The organism is Halosimplex aquaticum (assembly GCF_028747785.1).
Classification (GTDB): domain Archaea; phylum Halobacteriota; class Halobacteria; order Halobacteriales; family Haloarculaceae; genus Halosimplex; species Halosimplex aquaticum.
On the sequence record NZ_CP118158.1, the window covers coordinates 1,478,943 to 1,503,482 of the forward strand.

At 69.2% G+C, this 24,540-nt stretch carries 19 protein-coding genes; 10 read left to right on the plus strand and 9 right to left on the minus strand.

Annotated features, from left to right (window positions below; all coding sequences use genetic code 11):
- Window positions 1-73 precede the first annotated feature (73 nt).
- Window positions 74-664 carry a 50S ribosomal protein L15e gene (locus tag PSC72_RS07395; RefSeq protein WP_274325251.1) on the minus strand — a complete coding sequence of 197 codons (591 nt, stop codon included), beginning with the start codon at window positions 662-664 and terminating at the stop codon, window positions 74-76.
- A gap of 233 nt (window positions 665-897) precedes the next feature.
- Between PSC72_RS07395 and PSC72_RS07400 the strand changes: the two genes are divergently transcribed.
- The 9 genes from PSC72_RS07400 to PSC72_RS07445 all read left to right on the plus strand — a co-directional run bounded on the left by PSC72_RS07400 (window position 898) and on the right by PSC72_RS07445 (window position 17,569).
- A complete protein-coding gene (locus PSC72_RS07400; RefSeq protein WP_274325252.1) occupies window positions 898-1,971 on the plus strand; it encodes a TrmB family transcriptional regulator in 1,074 nt (357 codons plus the stop codon).
- A gap of 478 nt (window positions 1,972-2,449) precedes the next feature.
- Window positions 2,450-4,333 (plus strand): glycoside hydrolase family 5 protein, encoded by a 1,884-nt coding sequence (locus PSC72_RS07405; RefSeq protein ID WP_274325253.1) that lies wholly within the window; start codon window positions 2,450-2,452, stop codon window positions 4,331-4,333.
- 30 nt (window positions 4,334-4,363) lie between these two features.
- Window positions 4,364-6,340 (plus strand): glycoside hydrolase family 5 protein, encoded by a 1,977-nt coding sequence (locus tag PSC72_RS07410; protein WP_274325254.1) that lies wholly within the window; start codon window positions 4,364-4,366, stop codon window positions 6,338-6,340.
- Window positions 6,341-6,466: 126 nt separating this feature from the next.
- The gene (locus PSC72_RS07415; protein ID WP_274325255.1) at window positions 6,467-6,949 is read left to right on the plus strand and encodes a fibronectin type III domain-containing protein; all 483 of its coding nucleotides are present in this window, start codon (window positions 6,467-6,469) and stop codon (window positions 6,947-6,949) included.
- Window positions 6,946-8,430, plus strand: coding sequence for a glycoside hydrolase family 12 protein (locus tag PSC72_RS25580; RefSeq protein WP_382261408.1), 1,485 nt, complete (start codon window positions 6,946-6,948; stop codon window positions 8,428-8,430). The genes PSC72_RS07415 and PSC72_RS25580 overlap by 4 nt, the downstream gene beginning before the upstream one ends.
- Window positions 8,431-8,511: 81 nt before the next feature.
- Complete coding sequence (locus tag PSC72_RS07430; protein WP_274325256.1) at window positions 8,512-11,520, plus strand: fibronectin type III domain-containing protein; 3,009 nt, start codon at window positions 8,512-8,514, stop codon at window positions 11,518-11,520.
- A 28-nt stretch (window positions 11,521-11,548) separates the two neighbouring features.
- On the plus strand, window positions 11,549-13,909 hold the full coding sequence (locus tag PSC72_RS07435; protein ID WP_274325257.1) for an endo-1,4-beta-xylanase: 2,361 nt from the start codon (window positions 11,549-11,551) through the stop codon (window positions 13,907-13,909).
- A gap of 66 nt (window positions 13,910-13,975) precedes the next feature.
- Window positions 13,976-15,574, plus strand: coding sequence for a cellulase family glycosylhydrolase (locus PSC72_RS07440; protein ID WP_274325258.1), 1,599 nt, complete (start codon window positions 13,976-13,978; stop codon window positions 15,572-15,574).
- Between the two features lie 162 nt (window positions 15,575-15,736).
- Window positions 15,737-17,569: a hypothetical protein gene (locus PSC72_RS07445; RefSeq protein WP_274325259.1), complete on the plus strand. Its 1,833-nt coding sequence runs from the start codon at window positions 15,737-15,739 to the stop codon at window positions 17,567-17,569.
- Window positions 17,570-17,637: 68 nt separating this feature from the next.
- On the opposite strand, the gene PSC72_RS07450 is transcribed toward PSC72_RS07445, so the two are convergent.
- Window positions 17,638-18,879: an ABC transporter substrate-binding protein gene (locus PSC72_RS07450; RefSeq protein WP_274325260.1), complete on the minus strand. Its 1,242-nt coding sequence runs from the start codon at window positions 18,877-18,879 to the stop codon at window positions 17,638-17,640.
- Window positions 18,880-19,112: 233 nt separating this feature from the next.
- Between PSC72_RS07450 and dpsA the strand changes: the two genes are divergently transcribed.
- Window positions 19,113-19,658, plus strand: a complete 546-nt coding sequence (gene dpsA / locus PSC72_RS07455) for a DNA starvation/stationary phase protection protein DpsA (protein ID WP_274325261.1) — start codon at window positions 19,113-19,115, stop codon at window positions 19,656-19,658.
- Window positions 19,659-19,689: 31 nt separating this feature from the next.
- Here dpsA and PSC72_RS07460 read toward each other — a convergent pair whose 3' ends face one another.
- The 7 genes from PSC72_RS07460 to PSC72_RS07490 form a co-directional block, all read right to left on the minus strand.
- Window positions 19,690-19,977, minus strand: coding sequence for an amphi-Trp domain-containing protein (locus PSC72_RS07460; RefSeq protein WP_274325262.1), 288 nt, complete (start codon window positions 19,975-19,977; stop codon window positions 19,690-19,692).
- Between the two features lie 7 nt (window positions 19,978-19,984).
- Window positions 19,985-20,152 carry a hypothetical protein gene (locus tag PSC72_RS07465; RefSeq protein WP_274325263.1) on the minus strand — a complete coding sequence of 56 codons (168 nt, stop codon included), beginning with the start codon at window positions 20,150-20,152 and terminating at the stop codon, window positions 19,985-19,987.
- 104 nt (window positions 20,153-20,256) lie between these two features.
- Window positions 20,257-20,661 (minus strand): metal-dependent transcriptional regulator, encoded by a 405-nt coding sequence (locus tag PSC72_RS07470; protein ID WP_274325264.1) that lies wholly within the window; start codon window positions 20,659-20,661, stop codon window positions 20,257-20,259.
- 179 nt (window positions 20,662-20,840) lie between these two features.
- On the minus strand, window positions 20,841-21,758 hold the full coding sequence (locus tag PSC72_RS07475) for a DUF7551 domain-containing protein (RefSeq protein WP_274325265.1): 918 nt from the start codon (window positions 21,756-21,758) through the stop codon (window positions 20,841-20,843).
- Window positions 21,755-21,892: a hypothetical protein gene (locus PSC72_RS07480; protein WP_274325266.1), complete on the minus strand. Its 138-nt coding sequence runs from the start codon at window positions 21,890-21,892 to the stop codon at window positions 21,755-21,757. Before PSC72_RS07480 ends, PSC72_RS07475 begins: the two co-directional genes overlap by 4 nt.
- Window positions 21,893-21,980: 88 nt before the next feature.
- Window positions 21,981-23,252 carry an ABC transporter substrate-binding protein gene (locus tag PSC72_RS07485; RefSeq protein WP_274325267.1) on the minus strand — a complete coding sequence of 424 codons (1,272 nt, stop codon included), beginning with the start codon at window positions 23,250-23,252 and terminating at the stop codon, window positions 21,981-21,983.
- 1 nt (window position 23,253) lies between these two features.
- Window positions 23,254-24,540: an ABC transporter substrate-binding protein gene (locus tag PSC72_RS07490; RefSeq protein ID WP_274325268.1), complete on the minus strand. Its 1,287-nt coding sequence runs from the start codon at window positions 24,538-24,540 to the stop codon at window positions 23,254-23,256.

The following is a 24,540-nucleotide window of genomic DNA, read 5'->3' on the forward strand; positions in this document are numbered from 1 at the left end:
CGTCGTCGCCCGTTCGCGGTCGCTATCGCTGTCGCTCTCCGGGTTTCGACCGTGAAAGAACGGGTCCGCGAGTCTACCGGCCGCGGTTCTCGTTGCTGGAGAGGCTCGGGCGCGTTCGCTCGGAGCCCTTCCCGCGCTTGTTGAGGCCGCGGTTGCGGCGACCGGCGCTGGTGAGGCCGCGCAGCGAGCGGTCGGTGTGCTGGTCCTCGCAGATCCAGTTGAGGTCGTCGTCGTTTTCGATCGCGGGGTGCTCGGGGTCGACGAGGATCACTTCGAACCACTTCTGGCTCCCGTCCTGCCCGACCGGGTAGGAGTTGAGCACGCGCAGGTTCGGGTAGACGCGCGTCGAGCGCTCCTCCGCGACGCGCTGGAGGTTCTTCCGGCGGGTGATCCGCGTGACGCCCTGTCGCTTCGAGCGGCGACCGGCCGTGAAGCGCTGCTTGCGGGCGCCGCCCTTGCGGATGCTCGCGCGGACCACGATCACGCCCTGCTTGGCCTTGTAGCCGAGCGAGCGCGCGCGGTCGAGGCGCGTCGGTCGCTCGATGCGCTCGATGGCGCCTTCCTCGCGCCAGTCCTGTTTTCGCTGCCACTGCAACTCCGCCAGCTTGCCGTCGTCCGGGTCCTTCCAGGCGTCCCGGATGTAGGTGTAGAAGCTCTTTGCCATGGGTGTTCACCGCCGGGCGTTGCATGGTTCAACCTCCGGCGACCGTCGCCGGCGATCACATCCCGACCTGCACAGGCAGGCGCCCGCTGGTGCCCGACCGCCCAGCGAGTTGATTGCGAGTTCCGCGTTCGCGCCCTTAAGGGATCCGAACTCCCGCGGCGAGGACGTGTAGACGGACCAACTGGTGTCATACATACATTATTATACGTTTGTATTTAATTCCGAAGGACACGATGGAGCGCGACGACCTCTTGGGGGGACTTGAGGACGCGGGACTGACGTCGTATCAGGCCGAGGCGTACCTGACGCTGCTCGACATGGGGGTGTCGCCGGCGGTCGACGTGGCGCGGAACTGCTCGATCCCGGTGCCGCGGATCTACGACGTCCTCAACGAACTGGAGCAGATGGGGTACGCGGAGACGCTGGACAGGGAGAAGCTACACGCGCGGGCGCGCGAGCCGGCGGAGTTCGTTCAGGACCTCCACGAGCGGAGCGACCGGATCTCGGAGGTCGCCGAGGAGATCGAGGAGCGCTGGGAGGCCTCGCCGCTGGGGGACAACAAGATGAACGTGACAAAGCGGGTGGAGACGGTCGTCGACCACGCCGAGGACCTGATCCGCGAGGCCGATTCGAGCGTCGACCTCGCGCTCACCGACGAGCAACTGGTCGCCTACGAGCGCGCTCTCGCGGACGCCATGGACAACGGCGTGGTCGTCCGGGCGTCGGTCGTCCCGACGGAGGGGATCGACCTCGCGGACCACCCGGTCTCCGAGCTGGTGACGGAGATCCGCGAGCGACCGCTCCCCGGCCCGTTCTGCGTGCTCGCGGACAGGACCAAGGCCTGCCTCGCGCCCACGACGCGCATGCCGGAGCCGTACGGCGTCGTCATCGACGACGACATCGTCCCGTTCATCTTCCGCTGGTACTTCGAGACCTGCCTCTGGGAGGTGTGGGACACTGTCTCGCGGCGACCGCAGGACCAGCCCGTCTACGTCTGCCTGGAGGCGTTCATCAGAGACGTCTACCCCGTCTGGTGGGACGACGCGATCGTCTCCGTGACCGTCAGGGGGACCGAGACCGGCTCCGGGCGCGACCGGGAGATATCCGGCGTTCTCGTCGACGTCCACTACTCCGCCGACTCCGCGAGGACGCCGAAACACCCGACGCTGCTCGAACTCGCGGGCCAGGCGACGGTCACCCTTTGGACGCCGAAAGGGGGGTGCACGGTCGGGAGTTGGGGCGCGCTCATCGAGGACCTCGAAGCCCACCGCATCACCGTCGATGCGATCGAGTGGGCGACGTCGTAGCGGCGGCCTCCGCCGCGGCCGCCGGATCAGACGGGCGCAGTTGGCCGTCGCCGCGACCGCCGGATCAGCCCGGCGTCGCCGGCCACCGCGGTGGATTCACTCCGAGATTGATCTCCCCGTTCTCCGCCCGTTCAATAGTGTCAGCGAGTCATATCGTACAGAAGTATAAACTAATTGTATTAACTGGAGTAAAAATATCCGGGCCCGCTGACGACGTGGGGCCTCTCCCGATGTCACCGGAAATTCTCGTTTCGACCGATCGAGACGGATCGCTTACCAATCAGATTCTCTACCATGACCTAACAGTATTATTATATAGTGTTAACGAACGTCGAATATGGAAAATTATCGGTTATTGAGGCCTAAAAACTTCGTATCGGTGGTGTAGATAATTATTACCTCTCGGCCTAGAAAAACGTTTTATACCGGTCATACGATGTACGTGATACACACCATCCGGTGTGTATCGGAGGTAGAAATGACGGACAAACGGCAACCCCCGGAGGGGGGACGAGAGGAATCGCTATCCGGGGAGTCGAGCGGGGACGGCGGGGGACCGTCCCGGCGGGACTTCCTGAAAGGGAGCGCGGCGGCGGGCGCCGTCGCGCTCGGCGTGGGGGCTGGAGCGATCGGGTCGGCTTCGGCCGGCATCCCGACGCCGCGGCTCCACCGCGACGGTAACCTGATCAAAGACCCCGACGGCAACACGGTCACGCTGCGCGGGGTGAACATCGCCGACCCCAAGCGGATCAACGTCACCTCGCAGGCCCGCGGGAAAGACGCCGTGCAGGTGATCGACATGCTCACCGACGCGAGCAACGGCTGGTACCCGCGGATGATCCGCGTCCCGGTCCAGCCCGTCGACATCGGCGAGTACGAGCCCGGTTCGGGCCCGCCAGTGCCGGCGTTCGACCGCACCCAGCTGGAGAGGTACCTCACGAACCACCTCGACGAGGTCGTCCAGCGGTGCAAGGAGCGCGGCGTCTACTGCATCATCGACTACCACCGCCACCGCGACGTCCAGTGGGCGGAGGGCCAGGACGGCCCGGTCAACACGGATCTCCAGGACGAGGTCGACATGTTCTGGGACACCGTGGCGCCGCGGTACGCCGAGGACACGCACGTCCTCTACGAGGTGTACAACGAGCCCACAGAGCCCGGGATGTGGGAGGACCCGACCACCACCCAGTGGGTGGCCGACGTCTGGCGGCTCTGGCTCGAGATGGCCCAGCCGTGGGTCGACACGATCCGGAGCCACGCGGACAACCTGATCCTGATGGGCTCGCCCAGCTGGTCCCAGAGCCCGGAGGGCGCGCTCGTCGAGGAATTCGACGGCGAGGACATCGCCTACACCTACCACATCTACCCCGGTCACAACTCGAGCAGGGCTCAGGACTGGGAGGACGCCTCCCGGAACGGCGAGGGGGTCGCCGGGGTCTACGAGCAGGCGCCGCTGTTCGTCACCGAGTTCGGCTGGGAACAGAACGCGGGCCAGTACATCGGGGGGACCGACGACTTCGGCAACGCGTTCATGGACTTCCTCGAGAAGAGCCCGGCGATCCACTGGACGGCCTGGATCGCGGACCCCGTCTGGCGCCCGGTCATGTTCGACCGGCCGTTCGCCGACAACGCGAACGACTCCGTCGGCGACCCGTACAACGGTACGGTACCGGAGGCCTGCTCGGACCTGCCCTGCGAGTGGTCGCTCACCACCGGAAGCGGCTACATGGGCGACGACATCAAGAGCGCGCTGGAGCAGTACCGCAACGACGGGATCCCCGGCGAGGGCACCGCGACGGGCACGCCCACCCCGACGGACACCGACACCGAACCGCCGACCGACACCGATACCGACACGCCGACTGACACAGACACGCCGACGGATACGGACACTCCGGAGACGCCGACCGACACGCCAGCGGCGGACGCGCTCGTCGTGAACGACTACGACGGCGACCCGGCGTGGTCGAGCAACCAGAACGACCTCGGCGAGTGGTGCGGCGCGGGCTCGTTCGCGAACGGAAGCGGCGAGGTCTCGAACGGCGCGCTCGTGCTGGAGTACGACAACGGCGGCTGGTTCCAGGAGCAGATCAACCAGGACGTGAGCGGCTACTCGACGCTCGTGTTCAGCGTCAGCGGCGCCAACGGCGGCGAAGAGTCGGAAGTGCTGTTCGACATGGGGGGCGTCCGGACGATGCTCTCGAACGTCACCGACGACAGCATCGGGACGAGCACTTCCGACGTGGCCGTCGACCTCGAATCCGCCGGCGTCGACCGCACGTCCTCGTCGATCTCGGTCCGGCTGAACTTCTGGCAAGGGGGAGCCAGCACGCTGGAGATCGACGAGATACGGCTCGAATAGGCACACGATCACCCACACCCTACCACACAAATGACAGACCACGATTCACGCGACGGCGCACAGTCGACGAACGATTCGACGGGCGACAGCGGCGGGTTCTCCCGGCGGAGCGTCCTGAAGGCGACGGGGGCGGCCGCGGTCACGGCCGGGTTCGCCAGCACGCTCATGGGCTCGGCCGCGGCGGTCGGGATCGACACCCCGCAGCTCCACCGCGACGGCAACCTCCTCCGCGACCCGAGCGACAACAAGGTGATCCTCCGCGGGGTCAACATCGCCGACCCGGCCCGCTGCGCGCGCAGCTGGCGGGGCAAGGACGCCATGGGCGTCTTCGACAAGGCGACCAACACCGACGAGTCCAACGACGGCGGCTGGTACAACCGGATCATCCGGATCCCGACCCAGCCCCAGGACATCGCCGACGCGGGCACCGGCAGCGTCGGCAGCATGCCGCACAACGACGACTGGGGGCCGCTGCTCCCCGGCCAGATCGACGAGTCCGACCTGGAGACGTACTTCTCGACCTACGTCGACCCGCTGGTCGACGCCGCCGAGGAGCGCGGGCTGTACGTGATGATCGACTACCACCGCCACTTCCCGATCTTCCACCAGCCCCAGCACGAGAGCGACATCGGCGACTACCAGTGCGGTTCCGAGACGTTCCCGAACGACCTCGGGTTCTGCGGCGAGCGCGGCGTCCTCTGGCACTCCGAGGAGCAGGCTTCCCAGCTCGACGGCTACACCGAGGAGTACGCCGCCGAGCTCGACGAGGAACTGCACATGTACTGGAACTTCGTCGCCCCGCGGTACAGCGACCGCTCGCACGTCATCTACGACGTGTACAACGAGCCGACGGGGCCGTACGCGGGCGACTGGGGGTCGCCGACATCGATGCCTTCGACCGGCGAAGAAGGCGAGGGCAACCCCTCCTACGACGCCAGCGAGAACCAGCAGTACTGGGACATGTGGGTCGACCGCGCCCAGCCCTGGATCGACACGGTCCGCGAGCACGCGGACAACCTGCTGACCATCGGCTCGCCCCGCTGGAGCCAGCTCACCTACTGGGCGCCGACCAACGAGTTCAGCGGCGAGGACATCTGTTACACCGGTCACGTCTACACCCACGACTCGATGCGGCCGCTGTCGGACTCGTTCGGCACGCCCGCCCAGGACGTGCCGGTGTTCTTCAGCGAGTTCGGCTGGGCCGAGGGCGGCGGCCGCGACGGCTTCAACTTCCTCGAAGGCACGGCCGACGAGTACGCCGACGACTTCGAGACGTTCATCGAGAACTACCCGGTCCACCCGATCTGCTGGAACTTCGACCACACCTGGGAGCCCTCCTTTTTCGTCCACGAGACGAGCCAGGACGGCACCTGGGAGATCCACGACTACCAGTCCCGACCCGGCCAGTGGTGGCAGGAGTTCCTCTACGAGCACCGCAACGACGACCTGCCGGGCGACGACGCGACCGACACCGACACGGCCACCGCGACGACGACGGCGCCCGGTACTGCCACGCCGACGCCGACCCCGACGGACACGCCGAACACGCCGACGGACACGCCGGCGGCGAACGCGCTGGTCGTCAACGACTACGACGGCGACCCGGCGTGGTCGAGCAACCAGAACGACCTCGGGCAGTGGTGCGGCGCCGGGTCCTTCCAGAACGGGAGCGGCGAGGTCTCCGACGGCGCGCTGGTGCTGGAGTACGACAACGGCGGCTGGTTCCAGGAGCAGATCAATCAGGACGTGAGCGACTACTCCACGCTGATCCTGCGAGTCAGCGGAGCCAACGGCGGCGAGGAGTCTGAAGTCCTCTTCGACATGGGCGGCGTCCGAACCATGCTCTCGAACGTCACCGACGACAGCATCGGTACGAGCGCTTCCGACGTGGCCGTCGACCTCGAATCTGCGGGCGTCGACCGCACCTCGTCGTCGCTGTCGCTCCGCCTGAACTTCTGGCAGGGCGGCGCCAGCACGCTCACGATCGAGGAGATCCGACTGGAGTAACGACCCGATTCGAACGGCCGCGGTCGGCCGTCGCCCGCGGTCCGGACCCGCCGGACCGCTGGGGGGACGCGGTCGTCGGCCGGCGAGACGGCGCGGACCGTTTCCGCGCCGGGAGTCACGCGAACCATGCCACGCGACCAGGGAGCGAGCGACGGGTGCGAGGGGGCCGGCGCGACGGACGTCGACTCGGCGACGGGGGGAACCTCGACGACCGTTCTGTCGCCGCCGGCGGGGCTGGCGGTCGACGGCGTGACCGCCGTGACGGCGACCGTGACGTGGTCGCCTCCGCCGGACGCCGACGAGGGGGGACTCGACCACTACGCCGTCGCCGTCGACGGGACGAAGCGGGCCGACGCGAGTCGGGGGACGAGGCGCGCGGCGGTCGCCAACCTGGCGCCGGGGACGACGCACACGATCGGCGTCACGGCCGTCGACGCGGCGGGCGAGGCGTCACTGCCGGCGACGGTCGCGGTGACGACGGCGGAGGTGACGACGGCGGTCGATCCCTCGGCGGACCCCGAATCGAACAGCACTGCGACCGACTCGACCCGTCGGCCGGGGCCGTCTGGCGGCCGTCAGGGGACGCACACGGAGCGACGCGATCTATGACACAGCACGACGACACGCAGACGACGGACGAACAGACCGACGACCGCGACGCGAAGGTCCGCTGCGAGAGCGCCATCGGGACCCCGCAGTCCCGGCGGGGGTTCCTCGCGGCCAGCGCCGCGCTGGGCGCGGGGGCGCTCGCGTTCGGCGCGGAGGGACCGGCGACGGCCGCGCCCGTCCAGGAGAAGTGCAACACCGAGGACTACGGCCAGATCCAGGTCGCCGACGGGTTCGCGCTGCTCGACAACCAGTGGGGCAACTCGGCGGCCGACCAGTGCATCTGGCTGAACGAGGACGGCAGCTACGGCTACGACTTCGACGCCTCGGACACCAGCGGCGGGATCAACTACCCCGAGGTGCTCGTCGGCACCAAGCCGTGGGGCACGGACACCGGCGTCGACGAGTTCCCGATCCGCCGGCGGAACGTCGACGAGTTCGTGCTCGACGTCGAGGCCGAGTACAGCCAGTCCGGCGGCGAGTGGGACTGGGCAGAGGAGTGGTGGCTGATGGAGCGGCCGCCGAGCCAGCAGACGGAGACCCACCAGTACGAGGTCATGCTGCTGTTCGACTGGAACGACCAGCACGACCACGGACCGGTCACCGTCGAGGGGGCCTGGACCGACCAGTACGGGAACACCGTCGACCACTGGACGACGTACGGCTCCGGCGGGACCGACGCGACGTTCTACATCTTCCGGATCCAGGGGGGTCACGACGGCGGGAAGGTCGACATGACGGAGGTCGTCGACTACCTCACCGCCGAGCACGACGTCGCCGAGGACCTGTGGCTCTCCGGCGTCGAACTCGGCAACGAGTACTGGGGCGGGTGCGTCGGCGAGACGACCTACGAGACGTTCGACGTGACCATCAACGGGTCGACGTACACCAGCGGGAGCGACGGCGGGGACCGGACCCCGACGCCCACCGCGACCCCGTCGACGCCGACGGACACGCCGGAGGACCCGCCCACCGAGACGCCGACGGACACGCCCACCGACACCCCGGAGGAGCCACCGACGAGCACCGATACCCCCGGATCCGGCGACGCGCTCGTGGTGAACGACTACGACGGCGACCCGGCGTGGTCCTCGAACCGCAACGACCTCGGCGAGTGGTGCGGCGCCGGGTCGTTCGAGAACGGCAGCGGCGAGGTCTCCGACGGCGCGCTGGTGCTGGAGTACGACAACGGCGGCTGGCTCCAGGAGCAGATCAACCGCGACGTGAGCGGCCGTGAGACGCTGGTCCTGCGGGTCAGCGGCGCCGAGGGCGGCGAGGAGTCCGAGGTCCAGTTCAGCATGGGCGGCGCGACGGCCCTGCTCTCGGAGGTGACGAGCGACTCGGTCCGGACGAGCGCCGGGGACGTGGCCGTCGACCTCGACGCGGCGGGGGTCGACCCGTCGGCATCGGGGCTCTCGGTGCGCCTGAACTTCTGGCAGGGCGGCAGTAGCACGCTCTCGATCCATGAGATCCGACTCGAATAGCGCGACGAACGGCGAACCGATCGCCGATTCGAACGGCGAGACGAACGCGATCCGACGAACGACGACAGACCACCGACACAGATGACATCCGACGACACGACAGCGAACGGCGAACGGAGGGCCGACGCGGCAGTCGGCGACGCACCGACGGACGCGGACGGCGCTGGCGGGCGGCCAGCGGCCGACGCCGCGATCGGGACGACGACCAGGCGGACGGCGCTCAAGACCATCGGCGCGGCCGCGGCGGCGGGCACGCTCTTCGCCGGGCAGGCGAGCGCGGGAGTGCCGACGCCGCGGCTCCACACGGACGGGCGGTGGATCCGCGATCCCCAGGGCAACGAGGTCCAGCTCCGGGGGATGGCGACGGCCGACCCCGGGTTCTACCGGCGTCACCACCCCAAGTCCTTCGAGGAGGTGCTCCGGCGGGCGACCGACACGGCCGACGGCTGGCACCCGAACGTGGTCCGCCTGCCGATCACGCAGGACAGCGTGAACCACTTCGGCATCGACACGGTGATCGAGGAGTTCGTCCGGCCCTCCGTCGACATCCTGGCCTCCCGGGACGTGTACGCGCTGGTCGACTTCCACCTCATCCGGCCGTACACCCAGGAGGCGACAGAGACGTACAACTCGAACAACGACGACACGCTCTCGCCCATCGACGACGTGATGACGACGTTCTGGGAGGCCGTCGCCCCCGAGTTCGCAGACGACGAGCACGTCATCTACGAGCTGTTCAACGAGCCGACCCAGCCGACGATGTACGGGGACGACGCGGGCGCCTGGCAGACCTGGCGCGACGCGGCCCAGCCGTGGGTCGACCTCGTCCGCGAGCACGCGCCCGACACCCCGATCATCGTCGGCTCGCCCCGGTGGACCTCGGTGACGCACATGGCCCCGGAGTACCCCTTCGAGGGCGAGAACCTGATCTACGCCGCCCACATCTACCCCGACAACGGGGCGCCCTCCGAGTTCGACCAGTACTACGGCGAACCGGCCAACGACGTGCCGGTCGTCGTCACGGAGTTCGGCTGGGACCCCGAGGGCGGCAGCGTCGACCAGGGGACCACCTCCGGGTGGGGCGAGCCGTTCCGGCAGTGGGCCGAGGGCTACGAGAACATGGGCTGGATCTCGTGGTGCTTCGACGACTCGTGGGCGCCGACGTTCTTCAGTTCGCCCGGCAGCGGGGCGGCCGAGCCCTGGACGCTGAAAGACGGCGACGACCAGATGGGGGGATACATCAAGACCTGGCTGGAGGAGACGAAAGACGACAGCGTCCCAGTCAGCACCATCGACGACTCGACGGCGCCGCAGACGCCCGGCAACCTCACCGTGACCGACGCCACGGAGATCAGCGTCGACGTGTCGTGGGACGGCGTGACCGACGAGGGCGAGGCCGGCCTCTCGCACTACACCCTCTCTGTCGACGGGACCGAGAACCAGGAGGCGCTGCCGGGCACCACCTCGGCGACCGTCACCGGGCTGGAGCCCGCGACGACCTACGAGATCAGTCTCACCGCCGAGGACGACGCCGACAACGTGTCGAGCCCGGCAACCGTCGTCGCCGAGACCATCGCGACCGACGCCGAGCAGTCGCCGCACAACGGGCCGCACACGGTCCCCGGTCGGATCGAGGCCGAGGACTTCGACGAGGGCGGCCAGGGCGTCTCGTACAACGACACCACGCCGTCGAACCAGGGCGGCGCGTCCTACCGGGACACGGCCGTCGACATCGGCACGTCGGCGAGCTCTGGCTACAACGTCGGGTACATCGAGACCGGCGAGTGGCTGGAGTACACCGTCCAGGTCGAGTCGGGCGGCACGCACGCCACGCACGTCAACGCGGCAGCCGGGAGCGGCGGCGGGGGCACGCTCCGCATCGACGTCGACGGCCAGGAGGTCGGGCGGCACAACGTCTGGCAGACCGGCGGCTGGTCGAACTGGCAGTCGATGCGCGTCGGCGACCTGGACCTCCCCGCGGGCGAGCACGTCGTCCGGGTCACCGCCGAGTCCGGCGCCTGGAACTTCGACTGGATCGAGTTCGGCGAGTCGAGCGGGAGCGGCGACCAGCAGGCGCCGTCGGCCCCGACCGACCTGTCGGTGACCGACACCACGACCACCTCCGCGTCGGTCTCCTGGAGCGCCGCAAGCGACGCCGGCGGGAGCGGTCTCGACCACTACGTCGTGTACGTGGGCGGCTCGCAGGACCAGACGGTCGCCGCCGGTACCACGTCGGCGACGATCGAGGGTCTCTCGGCCGACACGTCGTACCAGATCGACGTCGCCGCGGTCGACGGCGCGGGCAACGAGTCCGCGCAGGCGACGGTGTCGGCGACGACCGGCGCCAGCGACGACGCGACGGCGCCCTCGGCGCCGACGAACCTGTCTGTCTCCTCGACGACGGCCTCGTCGGTCGCCGTCGGCTGGAGCGCCGCGAGCGATTCCGGCGGGAGCGGCCTCGACCACTACGTCGTCTCCGTCGACGGCTCACAGGACCAGACGGTCGCCGCCGGTACCACGTCGGCGACGGTCGACGGGCTGTCGGCGAACGCGACCTACCAGATCGGGGTCTCGGCGGTCGACGGTGCGGGCAACGAGTCCGCCGCCGCGACCGTCGAGGCCACGACCGCCCAGTCCGACGACGGGAGCGGGGGCGCGCTGGTCGTCAACGACTACGACGGCGACCCGGCGTGGTCGAGCAACCAGAACGACCTCGGGCAGTGGTGCGGCGCCGGGTCGTTCCAGAACGGGAGCGGCGAGGTCCAGAGCGGCGTGCTGGTGCTGGAGTACGACAACGGCGGCTGGTTCCAGGAGCAGATCAATCGGGACGTGAGCGACTACTCGACGCTGATCCTGCGAGTCAGCGGAGCCAACGGCGGCGAGGAATCCGAAGTGCTGTTCGACATGGGCGGCGTCCGCACTTTGCTCGCCAACGTCACCGACGACAGCGTCGGCACGAGCGCCTCCGACGTGACCGTCGACCTCGAATCGGCGGGCGTCGACCGCACTTCGTCGTCGCTGTCGCTCCGGCTGAACTTCTGGCAAGGGGGGTCCAGCACGCTCGAAGTCGAGGAAATTCGCCTGGAATAGACGTCCGAACACTGCGGCTCACCGAGTCATGGCACGGAAATCAGACGACAGCGGATCCGAGGCACCGACCGACCCCGACGCACCGGCGGTCGAATCAGCGGCGGACGAACCGACAGACGGGGGCGACGAGCCCGACGCGCTCGGAGACGGCGCGATCCCCGAGATCGGTCGCCGGGACTACCTGCGGACCGTCGCGGCCGCGGCGGCAGCGGCCGGTCTCGGGAGCGCGGCGACCGGTAGCGCGGCCGCCGAGACGGCGGACACGTCGAAGACCGTCGACGAGCGGATCCGGGAACACCGGACGGGCGACCTGGAGGTCGTCGTCGAGAATCCCGACGGCTCGGCCGTCTCGGACGCCGAGGTCTCCGTCGAGATGGTCGAACACGAGTTCGGCTTCGGCACGGCCGTCAACGCCGACACGCTGATCAACCAGTCCGACGAGGGCGACAACTACCGCCAGTACATCCCGGAGCTGTTCAACAAGGCGGTGATGGAGAACCGGCACAAGTGGGCGTTCTTCGAGAACGAGCGGGCGCTCGCGGACGAGGCCACCCAGTGGATCCTCGACCGGGGGCTGGACCTGCGCGGGCACGTCTGCATCTGGGGCCGCGACGGCGTCGGCGCCATCCCATCGGACGTCCAGACGGCCATCGACGAGGGCGACGCCCAGACCATCCGCGACCGCTCGATGCAGCACATCGAGGACGTCATCACCCACTACGGCGAGGACGTCACCGAGTGGGAGGTCGTCAACGAGGCGATGCACGCCTACCAGCTCCAGATCGGCGTCTACGGGGACCAGATCAACACCGACGAGCCCTGGACGGGCGAGGTCGTCCCCTGGACCTCCGACCTGCTCGCCGACTGGTACAGCCGGGCCGCGTCGGTCATCGAGGAGAACGACCTCGACCTGGGCATCGCCGTCAACGACTTCAACCAGTTCCCCTACTCGTACACCGACGGCCGCTACGAGTCGGAGATCGACCACATCAACTCGAACGCGGTCCAGCTCGACACCGTCGGGCTGCAGGCCCACGTCGCCGCGCGCACGGGCGAGTTCGACACGAACTCCAGCCCGGACGGTCGCATCGGCGCCGACCAAGTCGTCTCGGAGATCAACACGTGGGCCGACCACGGCGCTCGCGTGAAGATCACCGAGTTCGATACCTACAACGGCGACGACTGGAACTCCGACCAGGAGCGCGCGGACGTGCTGGAGAACTACCTGCGAGGCGCGTTCAGCCACCCGGGCGTCGACGACTTCATCATGTGGGGCTTCTGGGACGGCCGCCACTGGGAGAACGAGGCGCCGCTGTTCTACGACGACTGGTCGCGCAAGCCGGCCTACGACGTGTGGACCGGGCTGGTCTACGACGAGTGGTGGACCAGCGACAGCGGGACCACCGACGGCTCGGGCGCCTACGCGACGACGGCGTTCCTCGGCGAGCACGAGATAACGGTCAGCACCGACAGCGACTCCGCGACGACCACGACGAGCGTGACCGACGCCGGGGGGACGACGACGGTGACCGTCACCGTCGAGGGCGACGGCGGTGGCGGCGACACGCAGGCGCCGACGACGCCCGCGAACCTCTCGGTCACGTCGACGACCGACTCGACGGTCACCGTCTCGTGGGACGCCTCGACGGACAACGGCACCTCCGGGCTGGACCACTACGCCGTCTCGGTCGACGGCTCGCAGGACCAGACGGTCGGCGCCGGCATGACGACCGCGACGGTCGACGGGCTGTCGGCCGACACGTCCTACCAGATCGGGGTCACGGCGGTCGACGGCGCGGGCAACGAGTCCGCGCAGGCGACCGTCGAGGCGACGACCGACGAGTCCGACGACGGCGGGAGCGGCGACGCGCTCGTCGTCCACGAGTTCGACGGCGGCGCGTATCCGGGGTCGAACGACCTGGGGAACTGGGCCGGCGCGGGGAGCTTCGAGAACGGCGGCGGCTCGGGAGCGGTCGCGGACGGCGCGCTCCGCCTGGAGTACGACGACGCCGGCTGGTTCGCCAGCAACGTCAGCCAGTCGGTCGCCGATCGACCGGTCCTGCACCTCCGCGTCCGCGGCGACGCGGGCGGGGAGGAGTCGCACTTCCGCCTGAAGGTCGGCGGCGCCGAGGACCTGCTCGCGAACCTCACCGACGACGCGATCGGGACCGAGTGGTCGACCGTCTCGGTCGACCTCGCGGCGGCCGGCGCGGACCTCTCCCAGCCCAGCGCGGTGCGGTTCAACTTCTGGGAGGGCCACGCCGGCGCGGTGGAGATCGACCGGATCGCCTTCGCACCGGCGAGCGACTCCGCCGTTGCGAGCACCCCTCTGGCCGGCGCGACCGACGCGGACGACGCTCCCGAGGGGGTGAGCGACACCCCCTCCTGAAGACGGACGCACGGCACCTCGCGAGACGCATCGACTCGAACGACAGCCCACACCGACACGAGACAGATGACACACGACGACACGACTTCGAACGCACGGCGCGGCGAACAGCGCGGAGAGACGGCGGACGGTAAGCGACGCGGAGAGACGGCGGACGCCGGCGGCGAATCGGGGGCGCTCTCCTCGTCCCGGCGGCGGACGGTCCTGCAGGCGCTCGGCGGGGGCGTCGCCCTCGGCGCCGTGGGGGCGCTCGCGACGAGCCCGTCGACGGCGGCGGGCGCGGACTTCGGCGACGGCGTGAACCTCATGCCCCCGTACTACTGCAGCGGCGACCAGGACCTGGGCTGGGACCTGATGGGCGAGTACCCGGACATCGAGACGGTCCGCATCGAGATCGAGCCCCCGTCGATGGGCGAGAGCCAGGCAACGATGGACGACGCCAAGCGGTGGATCGACGAGGCCTACCAGCACGGGTACGACGTCCTGGCGACGTACCACCACCACCCGCACAACGGCTCGGCCGACGCGGCCCACCTCCAGAACGCGGCCGACTGGTGGGTCGAGCAGTACGACTACCTCTCGCAGGACGCCGAGTTCACGATCAACCTGATGAACGAGTGGGGCAACCACGACGTGACCGCCGACGAGTACGCCTCGGCGTACAACGACGCGCTCTCGACCGTGCGCGACGGCACGAGCTACTCGGGCCCGATCGTCTGCGACGCGCCGGGCTGGGGGCAGGGGACCTACCGGCTGGCCGACGCCGTCGAGTCTATCGACGACGACGACCTGATCCTCTCGGCGCACGTCTACCCCGTCGGCTGGAACGCGACGACGGGGGAGTACCTCGCCGCCGAGGACCTCGACGTGCTGGACGAGACGGACTACCCCTGCATGGTCGGGGAGTTCGGCAGCATGCCCGAGAACAGCGACGGCCAGGCCGACTGGTCGGCCATCGTCGACCACGCCAACGAGCTGGGCTGGCCCGTGGTCGGCTGGTCCTGGAACGGCGACGGCGGCGGCATGAACATGGCCGACCCCTACTGGGGCGACGACTGCAGCGCCGACGAGTACGCGACGAGCGACTACTTCGACGTCGTCTACGACAAACTCGGCGACAGCGGCGGGACGGCGACCGACACGCCCGGCACGCCGACGGACACGGACACGCCGAACACGGCGACGGACACCGACACGCCGGATACGCCGACCGCAACGCCGCCTGCCGACGCGCTCGTGGTGAACGACTACGACGGGGATCCGGCGTGGTCGAGCCACCGCAACGACCTCGGGCAGTGGTGCGGTGCGGGCTCGTTCCAGAACGGAGGCGGCGAGGTATCCGACGGCGCGCTGGTGCTGGAGTACGACAACGGCGGCTGGTACCAGGAGCAGATCAACCAGTCGGTCGAGGACTACTCGGCGCTGATCCTGCGGGTCAGCGGAGCCAACGGCGGCGAGGAGTCTGAAATCCTCTTCGACATGGGCGGCGTCCGCACTTTGCTCGCGAACGTCACCGACGACAGCGTCGGCACGAGCGCTTCCGACGTAACCGTCGACATGGCGTCGGCCGGCGTCGACCGCTCGTCGTCGTCGCTGTCGCTCCGGCTGAACTTCTGGCAGGGCGGCAGTAGCACGCTCGAAATCGAGGAGGTGCGCCTGGAGTAGGCGGAGACCCCTTCGACGACTCCCGTACCCATCGGACGCGTCGAGTGAACGCGTCCAGTTCGCGGCGCCGGACCCCGTCTCGTCCGGATAGCTTTTTTATTCGATAACTTATTTTCATCATTCGTTAACATTAATAGGAATCAAACGAACATGTAAACCGCAATGGTAGACAGGCGAACGGTACTGAAAGGGGGAATCGCATTCGGTAGTCTGGGGCTGGCGTCGACGGTCCTGGGACAGGACTCGACGCTGGCCGTCCACGAGTTCGACGGCGGCGCGTATCCGGGGTCGAACGACCTGGGGAACTGGGCCGGCGCGGGGAGCTTCGAGAACGGCAGCGGCTCGGGAGCGGTCGCCGACGGCGCGCTCCGTCTGGAGTACGACAACGCCGGCTGGTTCGCGAGCAACGTGACGCAAGACGTCTCGGACTACCAGTACCTCGCGCTCCGCGTTCGGGGGGACGCGGGCGGCGAGGAGTCGCACTTCCGGCTGAAGGTCGGCGGCGCCGAGGACCTGCTCGCGAACCTCACCGACGACGCGATCGGGACCGAGTGGTCGACCGTCTCGGTCGACCTCGCGGCGGCCGGCGCCGACCTGTCGAACCCGCAGGCCGTGCGCATGAACTTCTGGGAGGGGTCGTCGGGCGCGGTCGAGATCGACCGGATCGCGTTCTCGACGGGCCCCGACGGCGGGGGGAGCGGCGGCGGGACGACGACGGCGCCTCCGACGGACGGTTCGACGCCGACACCGACGGACACGCCCGACGACGGGACGGAGACGCCGGACGACGGCACCGACACCCCGACCGACTCCGGGCCGGGCTGGGACGTGCCGTTCCCCGACCGGCCGCCGGAGCCCGACACGCTCCCGGCGGAGATCACGGCGGAGACGACGGTCGCGGAGCTGTGCGAGCACTTCGACGACCCGTACTACGTGCCGCGTGACTTCCTCGACTACATGCCCGACGAGTACTCCTCGGGCGACGGCTGGACGGACGCAGAGAAGGCCGCGGAGTTCGGCTACGATGTCGAGGCGGTCCGGAACAACGTCCAGGACGGCTCGCTGACCCTCGGCGACCTGGGGTCCCAGGCGCTACCGATGGTCCAGCAGCTGGCGGAGAACGACTTCCCCGCGCACGCGACGGTCAAACTCCTCCCGCGGCTGGCGCTGCTGCCCGACGAGACCGAAGACCCGGGAACCCACGACGAGCCCCAGAGCGTCTGGGCGGAGACCGGGGGACCGACGGCCGCGACCAACGACCCGGATCAGCTGATCCAGGACCGCTGGCCGACGGACGCGCGGACGTACCAGCCCGACGAGGTCCGCGTGCGCGACCGGATCCACGACCAGCCCCAGTACGACGACAGCCGCGAGTGGGGGAGCGCGGCGCCCCTGCCCGACTCCGTCCTCACCAACGAGGACAACCCGGTGCTCGACGCCGCGGCCGACAAGATCCACCCCGTCACCGGCGAGTCGATGGGCGACGGATTCACGGCCAACGCGCCGATGGAGGCGGAGGTCCGGATCCACGACCAGGGCGGCGGGTACCTCAACCAGTACATCCGGCTCACGAACACCAGCGAGGTGCCGTACTTCCAGGACGGCGCCGTCATCTGGTGGCTGGGCCCCTCGGGCGACGGGGCGAACCTGGCCGACGGCCACTGGAACAACCCTCACCGCCCGAGCTCGTCGCTGGGTCACCCCCAGCGCGACGTCATCGAGGTGCTCCACCCGGACTACGAGGGCCTGTCGGCGTACGCGGTCCGACTGGCCAACCACGACGAGCCGTACCACATGCGGACGATCTACCCGAACCAGAGCGTCGCGATGGAGATCGGGACGCCCGTCTCCGGCGACGCCTGGTCGAGCAGCGCCGAGCGTCAGGATCTGGTCGACACCATGCTCGACTCGCTGCACGTCGAACTGGAGACGAACCTCGACCGGAACGACCCCCTGCTCGACGCGGTCGACCTGACCTACCGGGTCCCCAACTGACCCGGCCGCGGTCGGCCCGGGACCGTTCGAAGACGAGAGGGACGGACGCCGCCGTCGCCGTCGCGTCGTCACTCGCCGCCGAATTCGCCGTTCACGATGTCGGCCACCCGCTGGCGGTCGAACAGCTCGGCGTCGCCGGTCACCTTTCCGAAGGTGTCCGGGTAGAGCTGCTTCGCGGCCCGCTCGGTCAGGAAGAGGTTGTGGATCGGCCCCTGGTGGAGGTAGCCGCCGCGGTACACCCGCCCGTTCTGGACGGCCGAGAGCTGGCTCCCGACGGGGTGGTCCTCCATGAACGCCACCACGGTGTCGCGGAACTCGGTCGCGGACTTGCGCTCGTGGCCGCGGATCAGGAGCACGTCCGGGTCGACCTCCAGCAGGTTCTCGTAGTCCAGTTCGCCGCGGTTCTCGGTGCTGAGGTTCTCGACGCCGGTCCCCGCAAGTGCGTCGGCGACACCGAGGTCGCGCCACTGCTTCTTGCTCGTCCCGCGGTCGTTGAGCCGGTACGGCGAGAAGGTCTCCGGCTCGTTCGTGCCCTCGAAGGTCAGGAACACGTTCGGCCGGTCGCTCGCGGGCGGGAGCCGGCGCTGCAGATCGGCGATGAACTCGTCGTGCAACCGCTCGAACGCCTCGAAGCGCTCGCGCTGCTGGAAGACGGTCGCCACCTTCTCGAAGGCCTCGTAGAGCGTGTAGTAGCGGTAGTCGTGCCACTCGTCGGACCGGCGGAAGATCAGGTTCCCGACGAACGGCCCCACGTTGTCGGCGATCTCGTCGACGTCCGACTGGTCCCAGTCGAACCAGTTGATCAGCATCCCCGGGTCGTAGAGGTGGACGTCGTTCTCCAGTTCGTAGAACTGCTCTTTGGTCCTGACCTCGGGGTGGCGCTCCAGGGGCTCGCGGTCGACGCTCACGCCGGGCAACTCGTCGTAGACGTCCGTGTGGTACCGGTCCACGCCGCCGATGCCCGTCATCCCGTCGGCCTGTCCGAGTGCGACGCCCATGTCGGCGTACTCGCCGCAGTAGGCGATCCACGCCTCGGGGACCGCGTCGAAGGTGACCTCCCCCACCGGCGCCATCGTCACCGAGTACGGCGTCGTCGCGTCCGTCGCGGTGCCCGTCTGCGTCGCGGTGCCGCCGGACCCGCTGTCGGTGCCCCCCTCGACGTCGGCGCCGCCGCCACCGCCGTCCGCCGCGTCGGTCGGCGCCTCGTCTGCCGCACAGCCCGCGACCGCTCCCGCGCCCACCAGCGCGGTCCCGTAGGTCACGAACTCTCTGCGCGTCGGTTCTCCCGTCGTGTCGGCGTCTCGCGCCATGTTTTAGGCTAGCCTAAATACTACTTAGTCGTTCCGGATTTTAGGCGTGCCAAAACCTATCCCGGGGCGTCCAGTGGTGGCCTCGATCGCGCCCTACACGGCCGAATCCGGATCCGGGATCCACTTCCGGCTCGCCGTCCGGGCGACGCGGTCCGGAGCAAAAGTTAGGCGAGGCGAAAACTGTCCGAGTGTTGAAAAGTTATAAGCCGCTGGGCGACCGAGTACCGTGCGTAATGAACACCCAGAAGACCGTCCGCCAGGAGGCCGGAACCGTCGGCTCGAACCCCGTTCGGCTCGACGAGGAGAAGGCCCGACAGGTCATCGAAGCGCTGAACGCCGACCTCGCCGACGCGTACGTGCTGTACCACCAGCTCCACAAGCACCACTGGAACGTCGAGGGCGCGGAGTTCCTCGACATCCACGTCTTCCTCCAGGAGGCCTACGAGGAGGTCGAGGAGGCCGCGGACGAGATCGCCGAGCGACTGCAGGCCCTCGGCGGCGTTCCCCACGCGAGCATGGACGCGCTCTCCGAGGCCGCGACGGTCGAGCCCGAGGACGAGGACGTCTACGACATCCGCACGTCGCTGGCCAACGACCTGGAGATGTACGGCGACGTCATCGAGAGCTACCGCGAGCACATCGAACTCGCGGAGGGCCTCGGCGACCACGCCACCGCGCAGATGCTCCGCGAACAGCTCGAACACCTCGAAGACCACGCCCACCACTTCGACCACTACCTCGAGGACGACTCGCTGGTCACCGAGGCCGCGCTCGAATAACGAAGACCGTCCGAGAAACTGACCGCTGCGGTCACTCGATACGCGGCGCTTTTTCGTCGGTTCGACCCGGCAGTTCGAGTTCGATCTCGAGCTCCGGCTCGCCGACGCCGTCGAAGTCCACTTCCAGTTCGACGGGCTCGCCGAAGGCGAACGGGAGCTCCCACTCGTCGTCGGTGATCGTGAGCTCGTCGCCGTCGCGGAGCTGTTCGCCCAGTTCGATCAGGAACTCGCCGGCCTCGCTCGCGTCCAGTCGGTACTCCTGCTCGAACTCCCTGCCGGTTCTGATGGTCGTCCGCTCGTCCTCGGCGTCCCCCGTCATCGTCTCGTCACCGCCACACCTCGAGGGTCGTGTCGCTCGCGATCCACCCGTCGGTGTTCCCCGATTCGAGGAAGACCGACCTCCCCGGGGCGCTCTCGCAGACGGTTATCTCGGGCTGGTCGGTCTGCTCCCGTCCGGATCCCTCTCGCGTGTGTGACTGGCTGCCAGCGGCCATTAGCGGTGTTTAGGCACACCTAAAATAAAAAGGGCTCGGTTCGCCGGGGCGGCGGCCCCGGCCGGACGCCGATGGGCGAATCGGTACCGGAGCGCCGTCGCGGGTCACTCGGACCGCGGTGACTGCGGGGGGACCTCCTGGTCGGCGGTGCCCTCGCTTGCGAGGAGCGTCGTGGCCAGTCGCTCCGCAACCGTCGGGCTGACGTTGCCGGTGAGCCGCATCGCCTCCTCCTCGTAGTCGTCGAGGTCGAGCACCTCCCGGCAGAAGCGGGCGAGCGTCCGGTAGGTGTCGTGGAGGTCGGCGGCGGTCGCCCGGCCCTCGGCCGTCAGCGTCGCGCCCTCGTACGGTTCGTGCGAGACGAGGCCGCGCGCTTCCAGCCGCTGTAACATCTCCGTCGTCGCGGCGGGCGACCGGTCCAGCGTCTCGGCGACGCGGCTCGGCGGGATCGGCGGGGACAGCTCCCGCTCGGCGCGGTAGAGCGCGACCAGGTACTGGGCCTCCCCGGTCACGGCGGCACCCCTTCCGTTCGTGCGGACCGTCTCCTTTCCGCTCGTGCCGGCCCAGGGCGTCGGGACACGGGACTCACGCCCTCCGAACGAGGCGGGGCGTGTCCAGTTTCGCGTCGAAGGCGGCGCGTTCGCTCCGGGCGCGCTCGTGTGCGCGATGACCGTGCGATTCGGCGGACATGCTACGCGTTCGGACGGATCGGGGCGCTCGCCAGCCCGTCGGGTTCCCCCTCGGCGCCGAGTTCGACGGTGATTCGCCACCCCTCGTCCGCGGCGGCGACGCGCAGCGCCGCCGGTGCCATCGCGGGCCGGTGCCGGTAGAGTTCGACCGCGACCGGGAGTACCGGCAGGCGGTCGCCCTGCGGCGAGAGCGCGTACTCCGAGAGCGTCGTGCGGACCGACCGGGCGCCGCTCGCTCGGTCGATGGCCGCCGGAGCGCACGTGAACTCGCCGACCAGCCCGCGGCGGCGGAGCGCTCGCAGCGCCGCGGTCACGGGCTCGTCCGCGCGCTCTCCCGGACCGAGTTGCGCCGCCGTGGCCGACAGCACGTCCGCCTGGCGGCGGGGGCTGAGCCGCTCGTCGATCTCGGTCGCCATGCTCTCCAGCAGGCACAGACAGAGGTCGTCGGGGTCCTCGACGGTCTCCGCGCGCTCGAAGTACGTGTCCATGATCGCTGTCTCGACGCCCTCGCACTCCCCGTCGGAGAGCGTCTCGAAGGTCGCGGCGGCGACCCGGTGACAGAACTCGATCCGGCGACGGCGCGCCGGCTGGCGCTCCTCGCCGTCGCGGAGGGGTCCCGGCGCCGTCCCCCCGGCGTCCGGATCGCTCTCGGACAGTCCGTCGGGCAGGTCGAGCGAGTCCCCCTCCTCGCAGACGATCAGGTCGTAGCGCGGCGTCCGCGGATCGTAGCGCCTGAGCGCGCTCCGGTACTGCTCGGTGGCGTGGACGGCGGCTCGCGCCGCCGTGCGGGTGTCGAACCGCAGCCCGGCCGCGGGCACCGGTCGTTCGCCGGTCCGCCCGCAGACCACGTAGTACGACCCGTCCTCGGTGGCGAGCGCCTCGATGCGTTCCCGGATGTCGGTGAGCGTCGTGCCTATCATCGTGTCTCGTCCTCCCTGCGGTGACCGCACCCGCCGATACACCCGGCCAGCAGCCCGCCGGCGACGAGCGCGCCGGCGCGTCCGAGATAGCTCCTGCGCGTCGATCCGCCGCGCGGGCCGGAGTCTCGTGCCATAGTTTTCGGCTAGCCTAAAATGCATAAATAGCTGCCGGTTTTTAGGCACGCCAAAACGAGGGGCGCCGGACGGCAGTCCCCCGACCGCTCAGTTCTCGCCGTGTCGCCCGGCCACGATGTCCGCGATCCGCTGTCGGTCGTAGAGCCGTTCGTCGCGGCCGAACTCGTCGGGGTACAGCTGTGCCGCCGCGCGCTCGGTCTTCGCGAGGTTGGCGATCGGTCCCTGGTACATCCCGCCCGCCGGGTAGACGTCCCCGTTCCGGACGGCGGTGAGCTGGCCCGCCGCGCTGTGCTCGCGCATGAACTCGAGGTACGTCGACCGGAAGTCCGAGCGCGGCCGGTGCTGGTCGGTGTACAGCACCAGCACCTCCGGATCGACCTCCAGGAGTGACTCGTAGTCGATCGAGCCGCGGTCCGACGTGAAACTCGCGATGTCGGTGCCGTCGAAGGCGTCGCTGACGCCGAGGTCGTGCCAGTGCTTGTAGGCCGTCGTCTCCCCGAGGCGGTACGGGTAGAACTCCTCGGGCTCGGTCGACGCCGGCGACACGAGCCCGATCGCGGGCCGGTCGCTCTCGGGCGGGAGCCGCTCGTCCACGCCCGAGATCACCTCGTCGTGGAGCGCCCGGAGCGCCTCGTAACGGTCCGTCCGCTGGAACACCTGCGCAACTTTCTCCGTGGCCTCGTACAGGCTCAGGTACGGGTACCCCTCGTGCCAGGGGTACGTCGAGAAGCTCGTGTTGCCGCAGAACGGCCCGACGCCCTCGCTCACCTCCGCGACGTCCGCCTCGTCCCAGTTGGGGATGAGGTTGATCATGTAGTTCGGGTCGATGAAGTGGACGTCGGCGTCGATGTCGTAGAGCAGTTCCTTCGAGATGCCGTCCTGCCACAGCGAGGTCATCCCGGACTTGCTCGTCGAGAGTCCCGGGATGTCCTCGTACTGCCACGTCCGGTACTCGCCGGTGAGCACGACCGCGCTGGGCTTGCCCAGCCCGAGCGCGACGCCCATGTCCGCCCAACTGGCGTTCTCAGCGACCCACGTCTCCGGGACGGACTCGAACGTCACCGTCCCCGCGGGCGGGATCGTGACCGAGTAGGACGCCGACGGGGGCGTCGACTCCGCCATCGCCGTCGTCTCTGCCTGCGTCTCGGTTGCGGTCGGGTCCGGCGTCGGCGTCGCGCGCTGTGACCCCTCCGCCGTCTCAGTCGGCCCGGTCCCGGTCGCGTCCGCCCCGTCCGGCTCGTCCGTCGCGCCGTCGTCGCCGGCACAGCCGGCGATCGACGCGCCCGCGACGAGCGCGCTCACGGCCTTGAGATGTGCTCGCCGCGTCGATTCCGTCGTCGAATTCGTGTCGTCGTGCATGTCAGATGTCTCCGTTGATGACGTCCGCGACGCGCTGGCGGTCGAACAGTTGCTCCTCCGCGGGGATCTCCGGGTACGGCCCGTCGACGTAGGTGGGCCACTCGCCGAACGTCTCCGGATACAGCTGCTTGGCGGTCATCTCCAGCTGGAACAGGTTCAGGATCGGGCCCTGGTAGCGCGCGCCCTGCGCGTAGACGCGGCCGTTCTCGACCGCGGAGATCTGGCTCCCGACCGAGTGGTCTTCGAGGTCCTGCCGGATCCTCGCCATGTCGGTGTCGGGGTGCATCCCGCCGAGCGCGAAGATCACGTCGGGGTCGGCCTCCAGCAGTCCCTCCATGTCGATCTGGCTGCCGGAACTGACGTCCTCGCCGAGGGCACCGCGCGCCCCAAGCGGTCTGACGTGCGCCGCGAGGAACCCCGGCGCGTCGGTCTTGTACACCCACGGGCTCTCGACGTCCGTCAGCCCCGCCATCAGCGCCGTGGGTCGCTCGCGTTTCGGGGGCAGGTTCGCTTCGATCGTCTCGCGCACCGTCGCGTGCACCTCCGCGAGCGCCTCGTACCGGTCGCCCGCCCGGAACACCTGCGCGACCTTCTCGAACATCTCCCAGAGGCCGTAGTAGCGATAGCGGTCGGCGTACTCGTCCGGCGGCGAGAGGTGTCGGTTGCTGTAGTGGTTCCCGAACCACGGCCCGATGTTCTCCCGCACCTCCTCGACGTCGGCCGCGTTCCAGCTCCCCAGCGAGAGCACGCTCGCCGGATCGGCGAGGTGGACGTCGCTGTCCAGCTCGTAGAGCCGCTCTTTCGTCGGTTCCCACGAGGAGTACAGCCCCGACCAGTCGAGTTCGACGCCGGGGAGTCGCGGCGTGAACTGGTTCCACAGCGCGTGGTAGTAGTCCGGCGCGTGCATCGCGTTCACGTCGTTCCCGCGACCGACCGCGAACGCCATCCCCGCGAGGTGGGTCAGGCGGGTGAAGATCGTCTGGGGGACCTCCTCGAAGGTGACCTCGCCCATCGGCGCCATCTCCACGGTGTATGGAGTGCCGTCAGTCGGCGTCGGCGAGTCCGTCGCCGCCGTCTCGGCGTCCCCGGTCGTGGGCGTCGGCGTGGCCGTCGGGGTCGGTGACGGCGACGCCGTCTCGGGGTCGTCTGCGCCTTCCCCAGTACCGTCGGTCGGCGTGGATCCGCCGCCGGTACAGCCGGCGACCAGCCCGGCCCCGAGGGCCGCGCCGTACTGCAGGTAGTCTCTGCGGCTCGGTCCGTCGGTCGTCTCTGTGTCTTTCTCTCCCAT